The organism is Nocardia sp. NPDC052566, assembly GCF_044547285.1.
Taxonomy (GTDB): Bacteria; Actinomycetota; Actinomycetes; order Mycobacteriales; family Mycobacteriaceae; genus Nocardia.
On the sequence record NZ_JBIUAF010000007.1, the window covers coordinates 51,305 to 67,728 of the forward strand.

At 69.9% G+C, this 16,424-nt stretch carries 10 protein-coding genes; 8 read left to right on the top strand and 2 right to left on the bottom strand.

Translation table 11 applies throughout. The annotated features are described in order from the left end of the window. The first annotated feature begins 76 nt into the window (after positions 1-76). The 5 genes from ACIG5A_RS34955 to ACIG5A_RS34975 are packed head-to-tail and all read left to right on the top strand — an operon-like array spanning position 77 to position 10,375. On the top strand, positions 77-7,066 hold the full coding sequence (locus tag ACIG5A_RS34955; RefSeq protein ID WP_397248140.1) for an amino acid adenylation domain-containing protein: 6,990 nt from the start codon (positions 77-79) through the stop codon (positions 7,064-7,066). 37 nt (positions 7,067-7,103) lie between these two features. After that, the gene (locus tag ACIG5A_RS34960; protein WP_397248142.1) at positions 7,104-8,096 is read left to right on the top strand and encodes an ABC transporter substrate-binding protein; all 993 of its coding nucleotides are present in this window, start codon (positions 7,104-7,106) and stop codon (positions 8,094-8,096) included. Then, positions 8,093-9,322, top strand: a complete 1,230-nt coding sequence (gene entS / locus ACIG5A_RS34965) for an enterobactin transporter EntS (protein ID WP_397248144.1) — start codon at positions 8,093-8,095, stop codon at positions 9,320-9,322. Before ACIG5A_RS34960 ends, entS begins: the two co-directional genes overlap by 4 nt. Continuing rightward, the gene (locus ACIG5A_RS34970) at positions 9,319-10,158 is read left to right on the top strand and encodes a siderophore-interacting protein (RefSeq protein ID WP_397248146.1); all 840 of its coding nucleotides are present in this window, start codon (positions 9,319-9,321) and stop codon (positions 10,156-10,158) included. Before entS ends, ACIG5A_RS34970 begins: the two co-directional genes overlap by 4 nt. Before the next feature lie 7 nt (positions 10,159-10,165). Beyond that, positions 10,166-10,375 (top strand): phosphopantetheine-binding protein, encoded by a 210-nt coding sequence (locus ACIG5A_RS34975; RefSeq protein ID WP_397248148.1) that lies wholly within the window; start codon positions 10,166-10,168, stop codon positions 10,373-10,375. Between the two features lie 50 nt (positions 10,376-10,425). On the opposite strand, the gene ACIG5A_RS34980 is transcribed toward ACIG5A_RS34975, so the two are convergent. Continuing rightward, positions 10,426-12,075 (bottom strand): (2,3-dihydroxybenzoyl)adenylate synthase, encoded by a 1,650-nt coding sequence (locus ACIG5A_RS34980; RefSeq protein ID WP_397248150.1) that lies wholly within the window; start codon positions 12,073-12,075, stop codon positions 10,426-10,428. A 78-nt stretch (positions 12,076-12,153) separates the two neighbouring features. On the opposite strand from ACIG5A_RS34980, the gene ACIG5A_RS34985 reads away from it, so the two are divergent. Genes ACIG5A_RS34985 through ACIG5A_RS34995 form a run of 3 tightly spaced genes read left to right on the top strand, consistent with a single transcriptional unit; the run spans position 12,154 to position 14,822 of the window. After that, complete coding sequence (locus ACIG5A_RS34985; RefSeq protein ID WP_397248152.1) at positions 12,154-12,951, top strand: SDR family oxidoreductase; 798 nt, start codon at positions 12,154-12,156, stop codon at positions 12,949-12,951. Between the two features lie 9 nt (positions 12,952-12,960). Then, positions 12,961-14,097, top strand: coding sequence for an isochorismate synthase MenF (locus ACIG5A_RS34990; RefSeq protein ID WP_397248154.1), 1,137 nt, complete (start codon positions 12,961-12,963; stop codon positions 14,095-14,097). Between the two features lie 47 nt (positions 14,098-14,144). Continuing rightward, entirely contained in the window at positions 14,145-14,822 is a 678-nt protein-coding gene (locus tag ACIG5A_RS34995; protein WP_397248156.1) for an isochorismatase family protein, read from the top strand. Between the two features lie 7 nt (positions 14,823-14,829). Here the strand turns inward: ACIG5A_RS34995 and ACIG5A_RS35000 are convergent, their stop codons facing one another. Next, positions 14,830-16,323: a short-chain fatty acid transporter gene (locus ACIG5A_RS35000; protein WP_397248158.1), complete on the bottom strand. Its 1,494-nt coding sequence runs from the start codon at positions 16,321-16,323 to the stop codon at positions 14,830-14,832. Positions 16,324-16,424 lie beyond the last annotated feature (101 nt).

Genomic DNA, 16,424 nt, shown 5'->3' on the forward strand with positions numbered 1-16,424 from the left:
CCATTGTTAGTTAAGTTAGGCTAACCTTCCTAACGTGCCATTTGCAGGCGATGTCGTTGGTGAAGGGAGTTACCGGGTGGAGCGGGACGATGCGACGGCCGGTGCTGCCGGTTTGCGGCTGACCGGGCCGCAGCTCGGCATCTGGAACGCGCAGCGTTTCGATCCCGAATCCGGGCGCTACCTGGTCGGTGAGGTGCTGGAGATCGCGGGTGACGCACCTATCGATGTCGAGCTGCTCGCCGAGGCGATCCGGCGCACCGTGGCCGAGGCCGAGAACATGCGCCTGCGCTTCCGGGAAACCCCGCAGGGCCCAAGGCAATTCGTCATCGATGTGGCAGCGGAGCTGCGGCCGGAGATCGACCTGCGCGCGGCCGCGGAACCGCTGGCGCTCGCGCACGAGGCCGTGGCGCTGGAGCGGCAGCGCGCCGCCGAGCACTGCCGCGGCATGGTGGACCGCCAGCTGTACAACTACACACTGATCCGGCTCACCGACTGTCAGGTGTGGTGCGTGCAGCTGTATCACCACCTCATCGTCGACGGATACAGCGCGGCGCTGCTGTCGCGCCGGGTCGCCGCGCACTACACCGCGCTGCGCCGCGGAATCGACGCGCCCGCAGCGACTTTCGGCACCATCGCCGCGCTCGTCGCCGAGGAGCGCGAGTATCGCGCTGGCGAGCAGTTCGAGCGGGACCGGCGCTTCTGGCGCGAGCAGCTCACGCCGTGGCCCGAACTCGACGGCCGCGGCAGGCAGCTCGGTGGCCAGGTGGAACGGACCATCCGCGCCGAGGCGGTGCTGCCCGCCGAGGTGCTCACCTCGCTGCGCGAATGCGCCGACCGGCACGGCATCACCTGGGCCGATGTGCTCGTCGCCTGCTACGCCGCCTTCTTGAACCGGCAGCTCGGCACCTCCGATGTGGTGGTGTCGATGCTGCTGATGGGCCGGGTCGGCCGGGCCGCGCTGACCACACCGGCGATGGCGGTGAACGTACTGCCGCTCCGGTTGACCGTGCGCGCGGACGATCGGCTCGGCGAACTGGGGCCGCGGGTCGCCGCCGCGCTGTGCGAGATCCGGGCCCATCAGCGCTACAGCGGTGACGACCTGGCCAGGGACTTCCACGGACTCGGTGCGGGCGAACTGCTGCACGGGGTCGGCATCAACCTGAAGGTGTTCGACTTCTCGCTGGATTTCGACGGCGCACGCGGTGTACTGCGCAATGTGGCCGGTGGGCCGCCCGAGGATCTCGGGCTCACCGTGACGCCGCTCGCCGACGGCACGGTGCTGCTCGGCTTCGAATCCGATGCGCGAACCAATGATTCGGCCGCGGTGCAGCGGCGGATCGGCGGCCTGGTGCGGGTGATCGAGGCGTTCACCGGTGCGGACAAGCCGCCGGTCGGCGCGCTCGAACTGATCGAGCGAGAGCGGCGGGAGACGCTGCTTGCCGATCGCCGTGGGCCGGTGGCGCCGGACTCGCTCGAGCTGATACCGCATGCGCTCGACCGTTTGATCGCCGAGCGCCCCGCGGAGACGGTGCTCACCGTGAGCGGGAAACACTGGACGGCAGCGGAATTCGGTGATCAAGTGCATCGTCTCGCTTGCTACCTGCGTGCACGCGGCATCGGACCGGACGCGATCGTCGGCGTCGCGCTGCCACGCGGCGCGGAGTTCGTGACGGCGATGTTCGCGGTCTGGCGCGCCGGTGGCATCTGTCTCCCGCTGGATCCGGAACACCCGGTGCCGCGGCTACGGGCGACGATCGACGACGCCGCACCGGAATTGGTGCTCAGCGCGCAGGGGCTCGCGACGGACCTGGGTGCGCTGGCCATCGACACCCTGGAGTTCCGTGACGAGCTGGCGCGGTACGACACGCCGCCGCACGTGGACCTCCAGCGGAGCCACGGCGCGTACCTGATCTACACCTCTGGCTCGACCGGCCGCCCCAAAGGCGTTCTGGTCGACCATGGCGCCTTGGCGCGACTGCTGGCCGCGCACCGTGTCGGCATGTACGCCGAGACGGCGGCACGGGTGGGCGATCGCCGGCTGCGCGTGGCGCATACGACCTCCTTCGCCTTCGACGCCGCGCTCGACCCGCTGCTGTGGCTGCTCGACGGCCACCGTATTCACGTGTACGACAGCGAGATTCGCCGCGATCCGGCCGCGCTGGTTGCCGCGTTCGCCCGCGACCGGATCGACGTCGCCGACGGCACACCGGCTTTCGTCACCGCACTGCTCGAGCACGGCCTGACGGAGCTCGCACTGCTCGTCCTGGGCGGCGATGCGTGCCCGCCAGGCCTGTGGCAGCGGATTCAGCGCGCCGGTATTCCCGCGGTCAACCTGTACGGACCGACCGAGGCCACCGTCGACGCGCTCGGCGCGCCGGTTCGCGGCACCCGCCCTGCCATCGGCACACCACTGCCGGGCACGCGAATGTACCTGCTCGACAACGGCTTACAGATTGTCGCCGACGATCAGGCCGGCGAGCTGTATCTCGCGGGCGCGCAGCTCGCCCGCGGCTACCTGGGTCGGCCCGATGCGACGGCGGAGCGGTTCGTGCCCGACCCGTTCGGGCCGCCGGGTGCGCGCATGTACCGCACCGGTGATCGGGCGCGCTGGATTCCGGGCCGCGGCTACGAATATCTCGGCCGTGCCGACAATCAGGTGAAGATCCGCGGGCACCGGGTGGAACTGGGCGAGGTGGCCGCCGCGCTCGGCGAATTGGCGCCGGTGCGGGCCGCGGCGGCGGATATCCGCGAGATCGCCGGGCGGCCGACGCTGGTGGGATATGTGGTGCCCGCCGGGGACACCGTGCCGGAGGCCGTCGAATTGCGTTCCCTGCTGGCCGATCTGGTGCCCGACCACATGGTGCCGTCCCGCCTCGTCGTGCTCGATGCGCTGCCGCACACCGTCAACGGCAAACTGGACCGCGCCGCATTGCCTGCGCCGCCGTCGGACGGGGGCGGGCGGGCGCCGTCCACCGCCGCCGAACACGCGGTGTGCGAGGTGGTGGCCGCGGCGCTCGGCCGCGAGAGGGTGAGCGTCGACGACGACTTCTTCGGTGTCGGCGGTGACAGCATCACCGCGATCAGCGTCAGCAGCAGGCTGCGCGAGCGCGGGCTGCGGCTGGCGCCACAGGAGCTGCTGACCCGGCGTGGATTCGGCGAACTCGCCGCAGCGGCAGCGGGTTCCGCCGCGCACGCCGAGCGGACGCCGGTGCGCCGGACCTCGATGACGGTGCCGCAGCGGCAACTCGACGAGCTGACGGCGCGCTACGGCCCGATCGCCGACGTGTTCGCGCTGTCCCCGCTGCAAGAGGGGCTGCTGTTCCACGCGCTGCGCGACGGCGCCGCCGACGTCTACACCATGACGGCGTCGTTCGAGCTGGCCGGCGCGGCCGATCCGGATCGGCTCGCCGTCGCGTTCGAGCGGATGGCCGCGCGTCACCCGAACCTGAGTGCGGCATTCTGCTACGAGGAGTTCGATCAGCCGGTTCAGGTCGTGCCCCGGACGCCCCAACTGGCTTGGCGCGTAGTGGATTTGCGTGGCCTGCCCGTCGAGGAAGCCGAACGCGAGGCCGCCGAGCTGGTGCGGCGTGCCGGCGCCGAACCGTTCGACATCGGCCGTCCACCGCTGCTGCGCGTCCTGCTGCTCCACCTGACCGGCGCCAGGCATCGGCTGATCCTCACCGCTCATCACCTGCTCGCCGACGGCTGGTCCATCCCGATCATGCTGCGCGAGACGCTCGCCCTCTATCACGGCGACGACGAAAAGCTGCCTGTCCCCGGCTATTACGGCGACTATCTGGCCTGGCTCGGCGCCCGCGACACCGCGGCCGACGTCGAGCGGTGGCGCGGGTACCTCGCCGGTCTGCCCGCACCGTCGCTTGTCGGCGTGACCGGGCGGCGGGCACCGACGCTCGGGCTGCGAGTTCCGTTGCCGGACAGCACGGTCGCGGCGCTGGAGGGTCTCGGCCGCGCGCGCGGCCTGACCATGAACACGCTGTTGCACGGCGCGTGGGCGATGGTCCTCGCCGACCATCTCGGCCGCACCGACGTGGTGTTCGGCACGGTGGTCTCGGGCCGCCCCACGGAGCTGCCTGACGTCGAGACCACGGTCGGCCTGTTCAGCAATACGGTGCCGGTCCGGTTGCGGCTCAATGTCCGGCGGCCGCTGCTCGATCAGCTGGCGGAGTTCCAGCGGACCTCGCTCGACATGCAGGCGCAGGGCTATCTGGGGTTGGCGACGGTCGAGCGCGCGGTCGGCCTCGGCACGCTGTTCGACAGCCTCGTCGTCTTCGAGAACTTCCCGAAATCCGGTGTGCGCCAGCCCGAGTCGTACGACCTGCGGGTCGCCGACGTGGCGGTGCACAGCCGCACGCACTATCCGGTGACGATCACCGCGCTGCCCGGCGAGCGGTTCGACCTGATGCTGCACCACGATCCGGCCGCGGTGGCCGAATCCTCGGCCGCGTGGCTGGCGGACCGGCTCGCCGCGGTGCTCACCGCGGTGGCCGCGGATCCCGCCGCCACCGTCGCGGTGGTGACCGAAACGACCAGGCGTTGCGACACACACGGTGACACGCTCGCCACCTGGGCGTCGACGGCACCGATCGGCGCCGACTTCCCCGCGCTCAGGGCGGGCGATGCGACGATCAGCTACGGCGAATTCCACGCCAGGGCGAACCGCCTTGCGCGCTACCTGATCTCGCGCGGCATCGGCCCGGAGACGGTGGTCGCGGTCGCCATGTGTCGCGGCATCGACTCGGTGATCGCGGCGCACGCCATCGTCCGATCGGGTGGGGTCTACCTGCCGGTGGATCCGGAACAACCGCGCAGGCGGATCGAGGCGGTACTCGAAATCGCCGCTCCGGCACTGGTATTGACCACCGCCCCGGACGGGTTCGGTACCGGGCAGGCGCCGTGCGTCGCGCTCGACGAGCTCGACACCAGCGAATTCGCCGACGACGCCGTCGCCGATACCGAACGGCTCGCGCCGCTGCGGTCGGCCAACACCGCCTACCTGCTGTTCACCTCCGGCTCCACCGGCGTCCCGAAGGGGGTGAGCGTCGCGCACGAGGCGATCGTGAACACCTTCGAATGGCTGCAGCGCGAGCACCGGTTCGGTCCAGGCGACACGGTGCTGTATCGGACGCCGCCGATCTTCGACGCCTCGCTGCTCGAGCTGTTCCTGCCGCTGCATGTCGGCGCGCGGATCGTGCTGACCAGACCGGACGGCCACCGCGACCCCTACTACCAGGCCGAGCTGATCCGCGACGAGCGGGTGACCGCCCTGCAGATGACCACCTCCATGCTCACCGTGCTCGCCGAGGAGGGCGATCTGGCCGGATGTACGTCGCTGCGCACCGTATTCACCGGCGGTGAGGCGCTGCCGCCCGCCACCGCGCACCGCATGCGCGAGCTCACCGGCACCAAGGTCACCAACCTGTACGGCCCGACCGAAGCGGCGGTGTGCATCACCTACCACGAGGCCACGGATGCCGATATCGCCTCGGTGCCGATCGGACGCCCCGCACGCCGCGCCGGGGTCCGGGTGCTCGACGAGCGGCTGCGGCCGGTACCGAGCGGCGCCATCGGCGATCTCTACCTGACCGGTGTGCAGCTGGCCCGCGGCTATCTGGCCAGGCCCGAGCTGACCGCAGGCGCGTTCGTCGCCGATCCGGCGGGCGGCGGCGAGCGCATGTACCGCACCGGCGATCTGGTGAAGTGGAGTCCGCACGGCGAACTCGAGTACGTCGGCCGCGCCGACACCCAGATCAAGCTGCGCGGCCAGCGGATCGAACTCGGCGATATCGAATCGGCGCTGCTGGCCTGCGCGGGCGTTGCCCAGGCGGTGGTGCTGCTGCGCGAGGACACGCCGGGGGATCAGCGTCTGGTCGGGTACCTCATCGGCAAATCGGGTGTCGCGCTCGATCCGGCCGCGGTGCGCGCGGCGCTCGTTACGGCGTTGCCCGCCTACATGATTCCGGCCGTGTTCGTCGTGCTCGACGAGATCCCGCGCACCGTCAGCGAGAAGATCGATCGCAAGGCGCTGCCCGCGCCCGCCGACCAGCGGGTGCTCGCACCGGTCGCCGCACCGGCCGAGCTCGGCGCTGTCGACGACATCCGTGCCGCCATGGCCGCGGTGCTCTCGATCGCCGAAATCGGTACGGACGAGGACTTCTTCGCCGCGGGCGGTCACTCGCTCAGCGCGGTGCGCCTGGTCGGCAGGCTGCGCCGCGCGGGGGCGGCGGTAGTACTCGACGACATCTTCGCGGCGCCGACCCCGCGCGCGCTCGCGGCGCGGATCGCCGCGCCGTCGGCGGCCGAATCCACCGGCGGCCTGGCCATGCTCGGCAGCCGCCTCGACCATCTGCTGGCGCTGCGGCCGACCGGATCGGCCGAGCCGCTGTTCTGTGTCCATCCGGTGGGTGGCACGGCATGGCAGTTCGGGCCGCTGGCGCGGTTGTTGCGCGCGGATCGTCCGATCTACGGTCTGCAGCTACCGACGTTGAGCGGCACCGATTCTCGGGCGCGGACCATCGACGAGCTGGCCCGGCACTACCTCGCGACGATTCGTGGCATTCAGCCCCGCGGTCCGTATCGCCTGCTCGGCTACTCCCTCGGCGGCAATATCGTGCACGCGCTCGCGGCGGCGCTCGTGGCCGAGGGCGAGTCGATCGCCTTTCTCGGACTGATCGATTCCCATCCGCTGCGCAACCTCGCCGAGCAGGCAGGCCGGGCACTGGCCGATCCGGCCGCGCTCGACCGGCTGCTGCCCGAACTGCCCGACGACGCACCGGAACTCGCGGCGCTCGTGCGTACGGCGGCGACCGAGCTGCTCGGATTGGTCACCGCGTCCACGGCGCCGCACTACGACGGGCCGATGGCGTTGTACGCCGCCGATCCCGGCACCGAGCCGGGATGGACCGACGCGCAGCTCGCGGGCTGGCGCGCCGATGGCGCCCGGCTCGTGGTGCGCCGACTTCCGTACTCGCACTTCGACATCGTGTCCGCGACCGGCTGGACCGAGGTGGCCGCGCTGCTCGACGTCGACCCGGCGATCCGTGACTGAGCCTGTCCCACAACGAGAAAGAGAGATCACCCCACCCATGACGTCGCACCGAACGACGGCACGCCTGCGCGCCGCCGTCGCCCTGCTGATCCTCGCCGTGGTCGCGGTAGCCGGCTGTAGTTCCGCCTCGGACGACGCGGCGAAATCCGGGACGCGGCAGGTGCAGACCGAGCGTGGAGCCATCACCGTCCCCGCGGATCCTCAGCGCATCGTCGTCCTCACCGGCACATTGGCCGGGTACCTCTACGATCTCGGCGCGCCGGTCGCGGCCGCGGATCCGCGCGTGCTCGGCGTCAGCAACCGCACCGGCGAGTTCCCGCCCGCGTGGGCCGAGGACGCGAAAAAGCAAGGCACCAAGGCGTTGCCGATCGGCGAGAGCGTCAACCTCGAGTTCATCGCTGGCCAGCATCCCGATCTGATCATCGGTGGCGGACAGGGGTACACCGCGCAGCTGTCCATCAATGCCTATGACCAGCTGACCGCGATCGCGCCGACCGTGCTCGTGCCATCGAGCGCCACCGACTGGCGGGAACAGTTGCGCCTGGTCGCCACCGCGGTCGGCCGGACCGACCGGGTGGATGGGCTGCTCGGCGCGTACCGGGACAAGCTGGCGAAGGTCAAGTCCACCATCAAAGTGCCGCAGGGCGATGCCGCGTTCATCCAGTCCCGCAAGGACAACAGGCCGACGCTGATCCTGCCGTCCGCGACGTTGCCGTCGCTGCTCACCGAGGTCGGTTTCAGCGTCGACAACCAGGTGCTGGCCAAGGCGGGCAATCCTTCTCGCCCCGAGGCCGCCGACTGGTTCGGGTTCAGCCCGGAGTTGCTGACCAAGGTCGTCGACGCACCGGTGCTGTTCGTGCTCCCGGCCGACGGCGGCCGCAGCGCGGCACAGCTCGCCGAGGACCCGATGTATCAGCAGCTGCCTGCCTTCAAGGCGGGCAAGGTCTTCGAGCTCCCCGGCACGAGCTACCGTCCCGACTACCGCGGTGTGATGAGCACGCTCGACCTGATCGCGGAGCGCTACAAGTGACAGCAGGCGCCGGTCTGCTCATCGATATCTCGCCACTGCGGGCCAGCCGTCCGTTCCGCTGCGCGTTCGCGGCGCGGCTGGTGTCGGTGCTCGGCATCGGGCTGCTCATGGTGGCGCTGCCGGTGCAGATCTATCGGCTCACCGGATCGACGCTGCATGTCGCGGGCGTCACCACGGTGACGGCGCTCGCGCTGTTCACCGGGAGCTTGGCGGGCGGGGTGATCGCCGATCGGTACGACCGGCGCACGGTGATCCAATGGTCGCGCACCGCAGCGGGTTTAGGGTTTCTCGCGCTCGGATGCAATGCGCTGCTGGCGAATCCGCTGCTGCCGGTGATCTATGCCGCCGCTGCCGTCGACGGTCTTGCGGGCGGTATCAGCGGAACGGCGCTGATGGCGCTGGTTCCGCTGCTCGTCGGCCGGGACAAGGTGGCCGCCGCGGGCGCGCTGACCGCGCTCACCTCCGATCTCGGCACCATGATCACCCCGGCGCTGGCCGGGCTGCTCATCGGCGAAACCGGTGTCGCCCTTGCCTTCTTCCTCGCCGCGGGGGCGACGGTCGCGACCGTCGGACTGATCACGGCGATCGGACCCGCGCCGCCGCCCGCCCGCGCCGTCGGTCATCCGCTGCGCGAGCTGTCCACCGGTATCCGGTTCGCGGTGCGGCACGGCACCATTCGCCTCGTCCTGCTCGTCGGGTTGATCGCGATGCTGGTGAGCGGCCCGCTGGTGTTGCTGCCCGCGTTCGCCGATGTCGAGCTGGGGGCAGGGCCCGCCACCCTCGGGCTGCTGTATGCCGCACCCGGCGCCGGCGCCGTGATCGGGTCGCTGACCAGCGGCTGGATGGGCCGGACGAAGCGTGCGGGTCGCGCGCTGCTGATCTCGCTGGTGCTCATGCCCTTCGGGGTGATCGTGGCAGGTATCTCACCGCACGCCGCGTGGGTCTTCCTCGGTCTGGCCGGTTTCGGGCTGGCCAGGGCGGTGAACATGGTGCTGCGCTACACGCTGCTGCAGCAGCACGCGCCGGAGGACATGCGCGGTCGGATGTCGGGGCTGCTGATGGTGCAGTCGGTGACCGGAACCGCGGTCGGATCGATGGTGGCCGGTGTGGTCGGCCAATTGTTCACGCCCGGAACCGCACTCGTGGTCTACGGGGTATCGGTGCTTGTGCTCGGCGGGTTGACGATGGCCATCGCCGGACCGCTGAACGGAAAGGAACAGATGTGACGGATCGAGCCGATTATGCCGACCGCATCGCCGAGGTGCTGGCCGGCGCCAACGGTGCGAAGGTCGGCTATCCGATCGGGCTGTGCGAGGTGGCGGTCGTCCGGAAGGAGACACTCGGCGCCGGGCTCCTCCGGCTGACCTTCGGCGGGCCGGAGCTCGCCGGATTCCACAGCTACGTGCCGGATGAGCATGTGCGCCTGGTCTTCCCGGACGACGAGGGCGTGCTGCGGTTGCCGCGCAGGGACGGACTGTCGCTGGAGTGGGGCAGCCCGCGGCCGGTGTCGCGCGAGTACACCGTGCGTCGGCACAGCGCCGAGGACTGTGAACTGGATATCGATTTCGCGATCCACTCCGGTGGCCTGGCCTCGGAGTGGGCGCTGGCCGCCGCTCCCGGCACCAGGATCCATATCGCGGGTCCGCCAGGGGGCGTGGTTGTTCCACGGACCTATGACAAGTATCTGTTCGCGGGCGACATCACCGCGCTGCCCGCGATCGCCCGCTGGCTCGAGTGGCTGCCGCGTGCGGCGTCGGGATGGGCCTTCATCGAGGTTGTCGGCGCGGCCGAGGAGATCGCGCTGGACGCGCCGCCGGGCATCGAGGTGCGGTGGGTGCATCGCGGCGCCGCGGCGCCGGGTGACGGCGATGCGCTGGAGAAGGCCGTGCGGACCGTGGAAGTGCCGGAAGGGCAACGGGTTTACGTCTGGATGGCGGCCGAGGCCGGTTGCCTGCGCCCACTGCGGCGGTGGGTGCGCGCCGAACTCGGTGTCGGCCCGAAGGACTCACTGATCGCCGGGTACTGGAAGCGCGGCATCGCCGATTTCGACCGAGAGGAATGACGGAGCAATGACGAACGTGATCGACGACGTGGCAGCGGTGCTCGGGGTGCGCCCGGACGAGCTGTCGGCCGAGACCAACCTGCTCGACGCCGGACTGGATTCGGTGCGCATCATGTCACTGGTGGAGAAGTGGCGCGCGGCGGGCCACGACCAGATCGACTTCCCGACGCTGGCCGCCGACCCGGTGCTCGGCTCCTGGCTCGCCGTCCTGTCGTGACCGGTGGCGCGGCCGCGTCGGTCTCCCGAGCGGTCGCGCCACTCTGTCCGTCAATACTGGTGCGCCCCGTCTGCAAGGAGCCGGCGCAGGTCTTTGCGGCTGGTCTTGCCGACCCCGGTCTCGGGGAATTGATCGACCACCACCACGGCATCCGGCATCTTCCACGCCGCGACGCCGCGCTCGCGGACGAACGTGCGGACCGTGAGCAGCGTCGGCAGGGCTTCCCCGTCGACGGGTTGCACGAAGGCGCAGATGCGTTGCCCCAGTACCGGATCCGGCATGCCGACGATCACCGCGTCACGCACGGCCGGATGTTCGAGCAGATGGGCCTCGAGTTCCTCGGCCGAGACCTTCTCCCCGCCGCGGTTCACCCAGTCACCGGCCCGGCCACGCACCACCAGGTTGCCGTCGGGCCGCAGGCACACCATATCGCCGGTGCGATACCAGCCGTCGGCGGTGAAGCTGCGGGCATTGGCCGCCGGATTGTCGTAGTAGCCGCGAATCGTGTACGGGCCCTGGGTGATCAGGTTGCCGTCGGTGCCGGGCGCCACCTCGACGTCGTTGTCGTCGACCACCTTGACCCGGTCGTACTCCGACATCGGGCGGCCCTGGGTGGCGATGACGACGTCGAGCGGATCGGTCAATCGCGTGTAGCAGACCAGTCCTTCGGCCATGCCGAAGACCTGCTGCAGGCGCGCACCGAGCGCCGGGCCGATGCGCCGGGCCAGTTCCTCCTGACAGCGGGCGCCGCCGACCTGGAGCACGCGCAGGCTGGACAGGTCGGGGATATCCCCGGCCTCGGCCCGCTCCACCCACAGCCGGGCCAGCGGTGGCACCAGGCCGGTGATGGTGACGCCGAACCGTTCGATCGCCAGGAAGGCCGTCGCCGGTGTGGGATCCGGCGTCATGGCCACCGTGCCGCCCGCCCACAGCGCGCCGAGGATGCCGGGCGAGCTCATCGGAAAGTTGTGTGCCACCGGCAAAGTCGCCAGATAGACGGTGTCGCCGCCGAGTTCGCAGATCTCGGCGCTGCGCCGCACGCTGTAGAGGTAGTCGTCGTGGGTGCGCGGAATGAGCTTCGGTATCCCGGTGCTGCCGCCGGACAGCTGCAGGAAGGCGACGTCGCTCGCGGCGAGCACGGGCAGATCGCCCGGCTCGTCACGGAATTCGGCGAGGTCGTGCGCGCCGGCGGGCAGCGGTGCGTCGGCGTCATCGGTGAGTACCAGGAGATGGCGCAGGGTATCGACCTGCTGGCCGATCGAATCCGCCAGCGCCGCATAGTCGAACCGCTGATGGACGCCGCAGGTGATCATCGCCGTCGCCGCGCTCGCGGTGGCGATGGGCACCAGCTCCGCCTGCCGATGTGCGGGCAGGCAGAACACCGGCAGCGCGCCGAGGCGGAACAGCGCGAAGATCACCTCGACGAATTCGGCGCGGTTGGGCAGCTGGACCAGCACGCGGTCGTGGCGGCGGAGGCCGAGGCGGGCCAGGCCGGTGGCCAGCGCGCGCGAGCGGTGGTCGAGTTCGGCGTAGGTCCAGCGGTGCGCGTCGTCGACCACGGCGATCGCGTCGGGGGACGTGGTCGCCCGGGCGGTCAGTACGTCTCCGAATGTCTCTCCAGTCCAGCAGTTTTCATCTCGGTACCGGCGTGCGTCTGCGGTCGGCCACGGGGTGAAGCCGTGGAGCGCGGTCGAGGGCATGGGTGCAGCCACCTCTTTCGTCGGAAGTCACAGCGGAAATATGAACGCATCACATTTTTATCAGGTTAGGCTAACCTTATGTTCATGATCGATTCGGAGGAGCGGGTGGTCGTGGTCACGGGAGCGGCATCGGGAATCGGTGCTGCGGTGGCCGAGGCATTGGTACCGGACGCACGGGCCGTCGCCCTGTGGGACCGCGACCCGGAGGTGCATCGGGTGGCGCGCGAAATCGCGCTCCGCACAGGCGGATCCGTGCACGCCACCGAGGTGGATGTGACCGATGCGCGCGCGGTGGCCGACGCCTTCGACGAGCTCGTCGCCGAATACGGTCCCGCCGACGCGCTCGCGCATGCCGCCGGTGTGATGAATCCCGGTGCGGCGCTGGATATCACGGCGCAGGAATGGGAGCACTGCCTGGCCGTAAACGCCACCGGCACGATGCACGTCACGCAGCGAGCCGCCCGCGATATGGTTGCCGCGGGCCGAGGCTCGATCGTGGTCGTATCCTCCAACGCGGCGAGTACGCCGCGCGTCGGCATGGCCGCCTACTGTGCGGCGAAGGCCGCCGCGACCGCGTACACCCGCGCACTCGCCCTGCAGGTCGCCCCGCACGGTGTGCGGGTGAACCTGGTGTCGCCCGGCTCCACCGATACCGCCATGCTGCGCGGCATGTACGGGGCCGGGCCGCTCGACGAGGCCGCGACGGCAAGCCTGCTCGGCGGTGATCCCGAGGCCTACCGCCTCGGAATTCCCCTGGGGCGCATCGCCGCTCCCGCCGATGTCGCCGCATCGGTCCGCTTCCTGCTCTCCGGCGACGCCCGCCACATCACCATGCACGACCTGCGGGTCGATGGTGGCGCGACGCTCGACATGTGACCCGAAAGGATGATCATCATTTCCGCTGACATATCCGACGCCGCCTTCGTGCTGGCCCGTCCCGATCGGACGGTGCTCGCGAAAGGCGCTGGGCCGGTGTTCCGCTCCGCGGCCGCCGCGGTGACCGCGCTGCGCACCGGGCAGGTGCGCTACATCGTCGGCGCACTGCCCTTCGCGCCCGGTGCGCCCGCGGCGCTGTGGGCGCCCGAATCGTTCACGGTGACGGCGGGGCGCTATCGGCCTACGGCGCCGAAGGCGCTGCCGCGCTTCGAGTTCGAGTCGGCTGTGCCGAGCCAGGACGCGCATCTGCGGCGGGTCGCCGCGGCCGTCCGGCTGCTGGAGAATCCGAGTCATCCGATTCGGAAGGTCGTGCTGGCCAGGGCGATTCGGGCGCGCGCGGCGAGCCCGGTAGCGGCGGGCGCGCTGCTCGAGCTGCTGGTGTCGACCGATTCGGTCGGCAACGGGTTCCTCGTCGATCTGTCCGCCGCTGGATCTTCCTATCGCGGTAGACATCTCGTCGGCTGCAGCCCCGAGATCCTGGTCCGGCGCGACGGCACGCGGGTGCTCAGCCATCCGCTGGCGGGGTCGGCCCGGCGGATCGCCGAGGACGAGGCGGATCGCGCGGCCGCGCGCGAGCTGCTCGGCTCGGCCAAGGATCGGGACGAGCACCGGTATGTGGTCGATCAGGTCGACGGTGTGCTGCGCGACAGGTGCGCCACCGTGCGCACCCCCGACGCGCCGGAACTCACCGGCACCGCCGAAATGTGGCACCTCGGAACGCCGATCACCGCGACGGTGCCGCTCGACGGGCCCTCCGCGCTGGAACTCGCCGCCGCACTGCATCCAACGCCCGCGATCTGCGGTACGCCCACCGCCGCGGCCGCGCGCCTGATCGCCGAGCTGGAGGGGGATCGTGGCTTCTATGCCGGCGCGGTGGGCTGGTGCGATGCCGAGGGCAACGGCGAATGGATGGTGAGTATCCGCTGCGCCGAACTGGCCGCCGACGGTATGCGGCTGCTCGCGCACGCGGGCGGCGGCATCGTCGCCGATTCGGATCCGGCGGCCGAATTGGCCGAAACCACCGGGAAATTCCAGCGCATTCTCGGTCCGCTCGGCATCGGCGACCGCACCGTCCCCGTCGCCTGACCGCGGCCGACCACACCACACGCACACGACGAACCGGAGGATCAGCCATGCCCATCCCCCCGATCGCGCCCTATGCGATGCCGACCCTCGACGAGGTCGCCCCCAATCAGGTGTCCTGGGAACTCGACCCAGGCCGTGCCGCGCTGCTCATCCACGACATGCAGCGCTATTTCCTCGCCGCCTACCAGGCCGATCGGGAACCGGCGCGCACCTTGATCGCCAATATCGCGCTGTTGCGAAATCGCTGCCACGACTTGGGTATTCCGGTCATCTACACCATGCAACCCGGTAGCCAGCATCCGTCGCGGCGCGGCATCCTCGCCGATTTCTGGGGTGCGGGCATGGCCGTCGGCCCCGATACCGAGGTCGTCGCCGAGCTCCGGCCCGACCCGCGCGACATCCAGGTCACCAAGTGGCGCTACTCCGCCTTCCAGCGCACCGACCTGCGCGATCTGCTCTCCTTCTACAACCGCGACCACCTGATCGTCACCGGCGTCTACGCCCACATGGGCTGCATGCTCAGCGCCGCCGAGGCCTTCATGAGCGATATCCACCCCTTCCTCGCCCTCGACGCCACCGCCGACTTCACCCGCGAAGAACACCTGATGGCCCTCAACTACACCGCCCGCCGCTCCGGCGCCATCCTCCCCACCACCGCCCTGCTCGACCAACTCGGTGATGTCTCGGCCGCAACCGGATCGGGGGTGGTCGACGCAGCGCGCTGACGCCCGATCAGGGGAAGGGGAGGGTGCGGGCGAGGAGGGTGACGAGGATGAGGACCGCGGGGAAGCAGGCCAGGAACATCACGAAGGTGTAGCCCATGATGTGGCGGGCCTTGAGGCCGAGGATGGCCAGGGTCGGCAGCATCCAGAAGGGCTGCAACAGGTTCGCGCTTGCTTCGCCGAGGTCGTAGACGACGACCATCCAGCCCTGGTTGACCTGTAGCTGGTTGGCGGCGTCGAGGACGTAGGGCGCCTCGATAACCCATTTGCTGCCGCCACTCGGGACGAAGATGCCGAGTACGCAGGAGTAGACGCCGATTACGGCGGGGTAGAAGAAGTCGTTGGAGAGGTTGACCAGCCAGCCTGCGATGGTCTTGGACAGGCCGGTGTAGGCGATCATGCCGAAAATGCCGCCGTAGAGCGGGAATTGCAGCAGGACACCCGAGGCGGCGGGTGCGGCGTCGCGCACCGCCGTCACGAGATTCGCCGGGCGCCAATGCAGCAGCAGTGCGAGCAGGATCAAGATGAGGTTGATCGTGTTCAGGTCGAGTGCGTTGAGCGCGCCGGACTGGGCGTGCTGGAAGTAGCGGATCAGGTACCACAGGCCGAACAGGGCCAGCAGGATGCTGAAGACGGGGCTGTGCTCGAGCCAGTCGCCGGGGCGGCGCGGGCCGGTGCTCGCGGCGGTATCATCCTCGCGGATCAGGGGTTTCAGGTCGACGCCGAGATCCGCTGCGGATTTCGCGGCGGCGCCGGTGGGCGCGATGAGCCAGGCGACACCGACCGCGACGAGGAAGACGATCAGGGTGGCCAGCATGCCCTGCCACAGGAAGATGGTGTCGGTCAGTGGAATGATGCCGCTGCCGCGCCCGGCCTTGATCACGTCCTGCACGGCCTTGGGGCTCGATCCCGCGCTGGCCACCTGGAGCGCGGCCGAACCCGAAAGGCCCTGGGCCCATACGGTTCCCAGTCCGAGGAAGGCCATGGCGCCGATCGCTCGATAGTCGACGCCGCGCAAGACCCTGGCGATCTCCCTGGCCAGGATCGCGGTGAAGATCAGGCTGAACGCCCAGTTCAGGTACGAGGTGATCATCGAGATCGCGGCGGTGAACGCGATCGCCGTCCGCGGTGTGCTCGGCACCCGCGCCAGTCTGGCGATCAGCCGGGCCACCGGTGGTGACACCGCGACCGCGTAACCGCCGATGATGATCATCGCCATCTGCAAGGTGAACTGGATCAGGCTCCAGAATCCCTTACCCCAGGCGTCGACCAGGCCGAATCCGCTGGAGGCCGTGGCGTCTTTCGGCAGGCCGACGATCGGCACCCCGGTGGAGAGCCCGAGCGCCGCGATCAGGAAGGTGCCGATGAGCACGAACCCGAAGGCGTCGGGCAACCACCGCTCGGTGAACGCCGTGAACCACAGCGCGATCCGTGCGATCCGCCCCTCCTCCTCGGCCTCCGGCTGCGGCTTCTCGATCTCATCCGCACCCGGCGTCGTAGCCATGAGGATCTCCACTCAATCGAACATCACTATCGATCCGGAAGGCTAGAACAATTCGCCCATACCGGACTGCAAATTCCCCCTTTTGTTCATACTGGTCGCTC

What these genes read in the sequence shown, in the direction of transcription:
- ACIG5A_RS35000 (WP_397248158.1), bottom strand. Translation starts at nt 16,323, where the DNA reads ATGGCTACGACGCCGGGTGCGGATGAGATCGAGAAGCCGCAGCCGGAG.
- ACIG5A_RS34985 (WP_397248152.1), top strand. Translation starts at nt 12,154, where the DNA reads ATGTTCATGATCGATTCGGAGGAGCGGGTGGTCGTGGTCACGGGAGCG.
- ACIG5A_RS34990 (WP_397248154.1), top strand. Translation starts at nt 12,961, where the DNA reads ATGATCATCATTTCCGCTGACATATCCGACGCCGCCTTCGTGCTGGCC.
- ACIG5A_RS34960 (WP_397248142.1), top strand. Translation starts at nt 7,104, where the DNA reads ATGACGTCGCACCGAACGACGGCACGCCTGCGCGCCGCCGTCGCCCTG.
- ACIG5A_RS34980 (WP_397248150.1), bottom strand. Translation starts at nt 12,075, where the DNA reads ATGCCCTCGACCGCGCTCCACGGCTTCACCCCGTGGCCGACCGCAGAC.
- ACIG5A_RS34995 (WP_397248156.1), top strand. Translation starts at nt 14,145, where the DNA reads ATGCCCATCCCCCCGATCGCGCCCTATGCGATGCCGACCCTCGACGAG.
- ACIG5A_RS34975 (WP_397248148.1), top strand. Translation starts at nt 10,166, where the DNA reads ATGACGAACGTGATCGACGACGTGGCAGCGGTGCTCGGGGTGCGCCCG.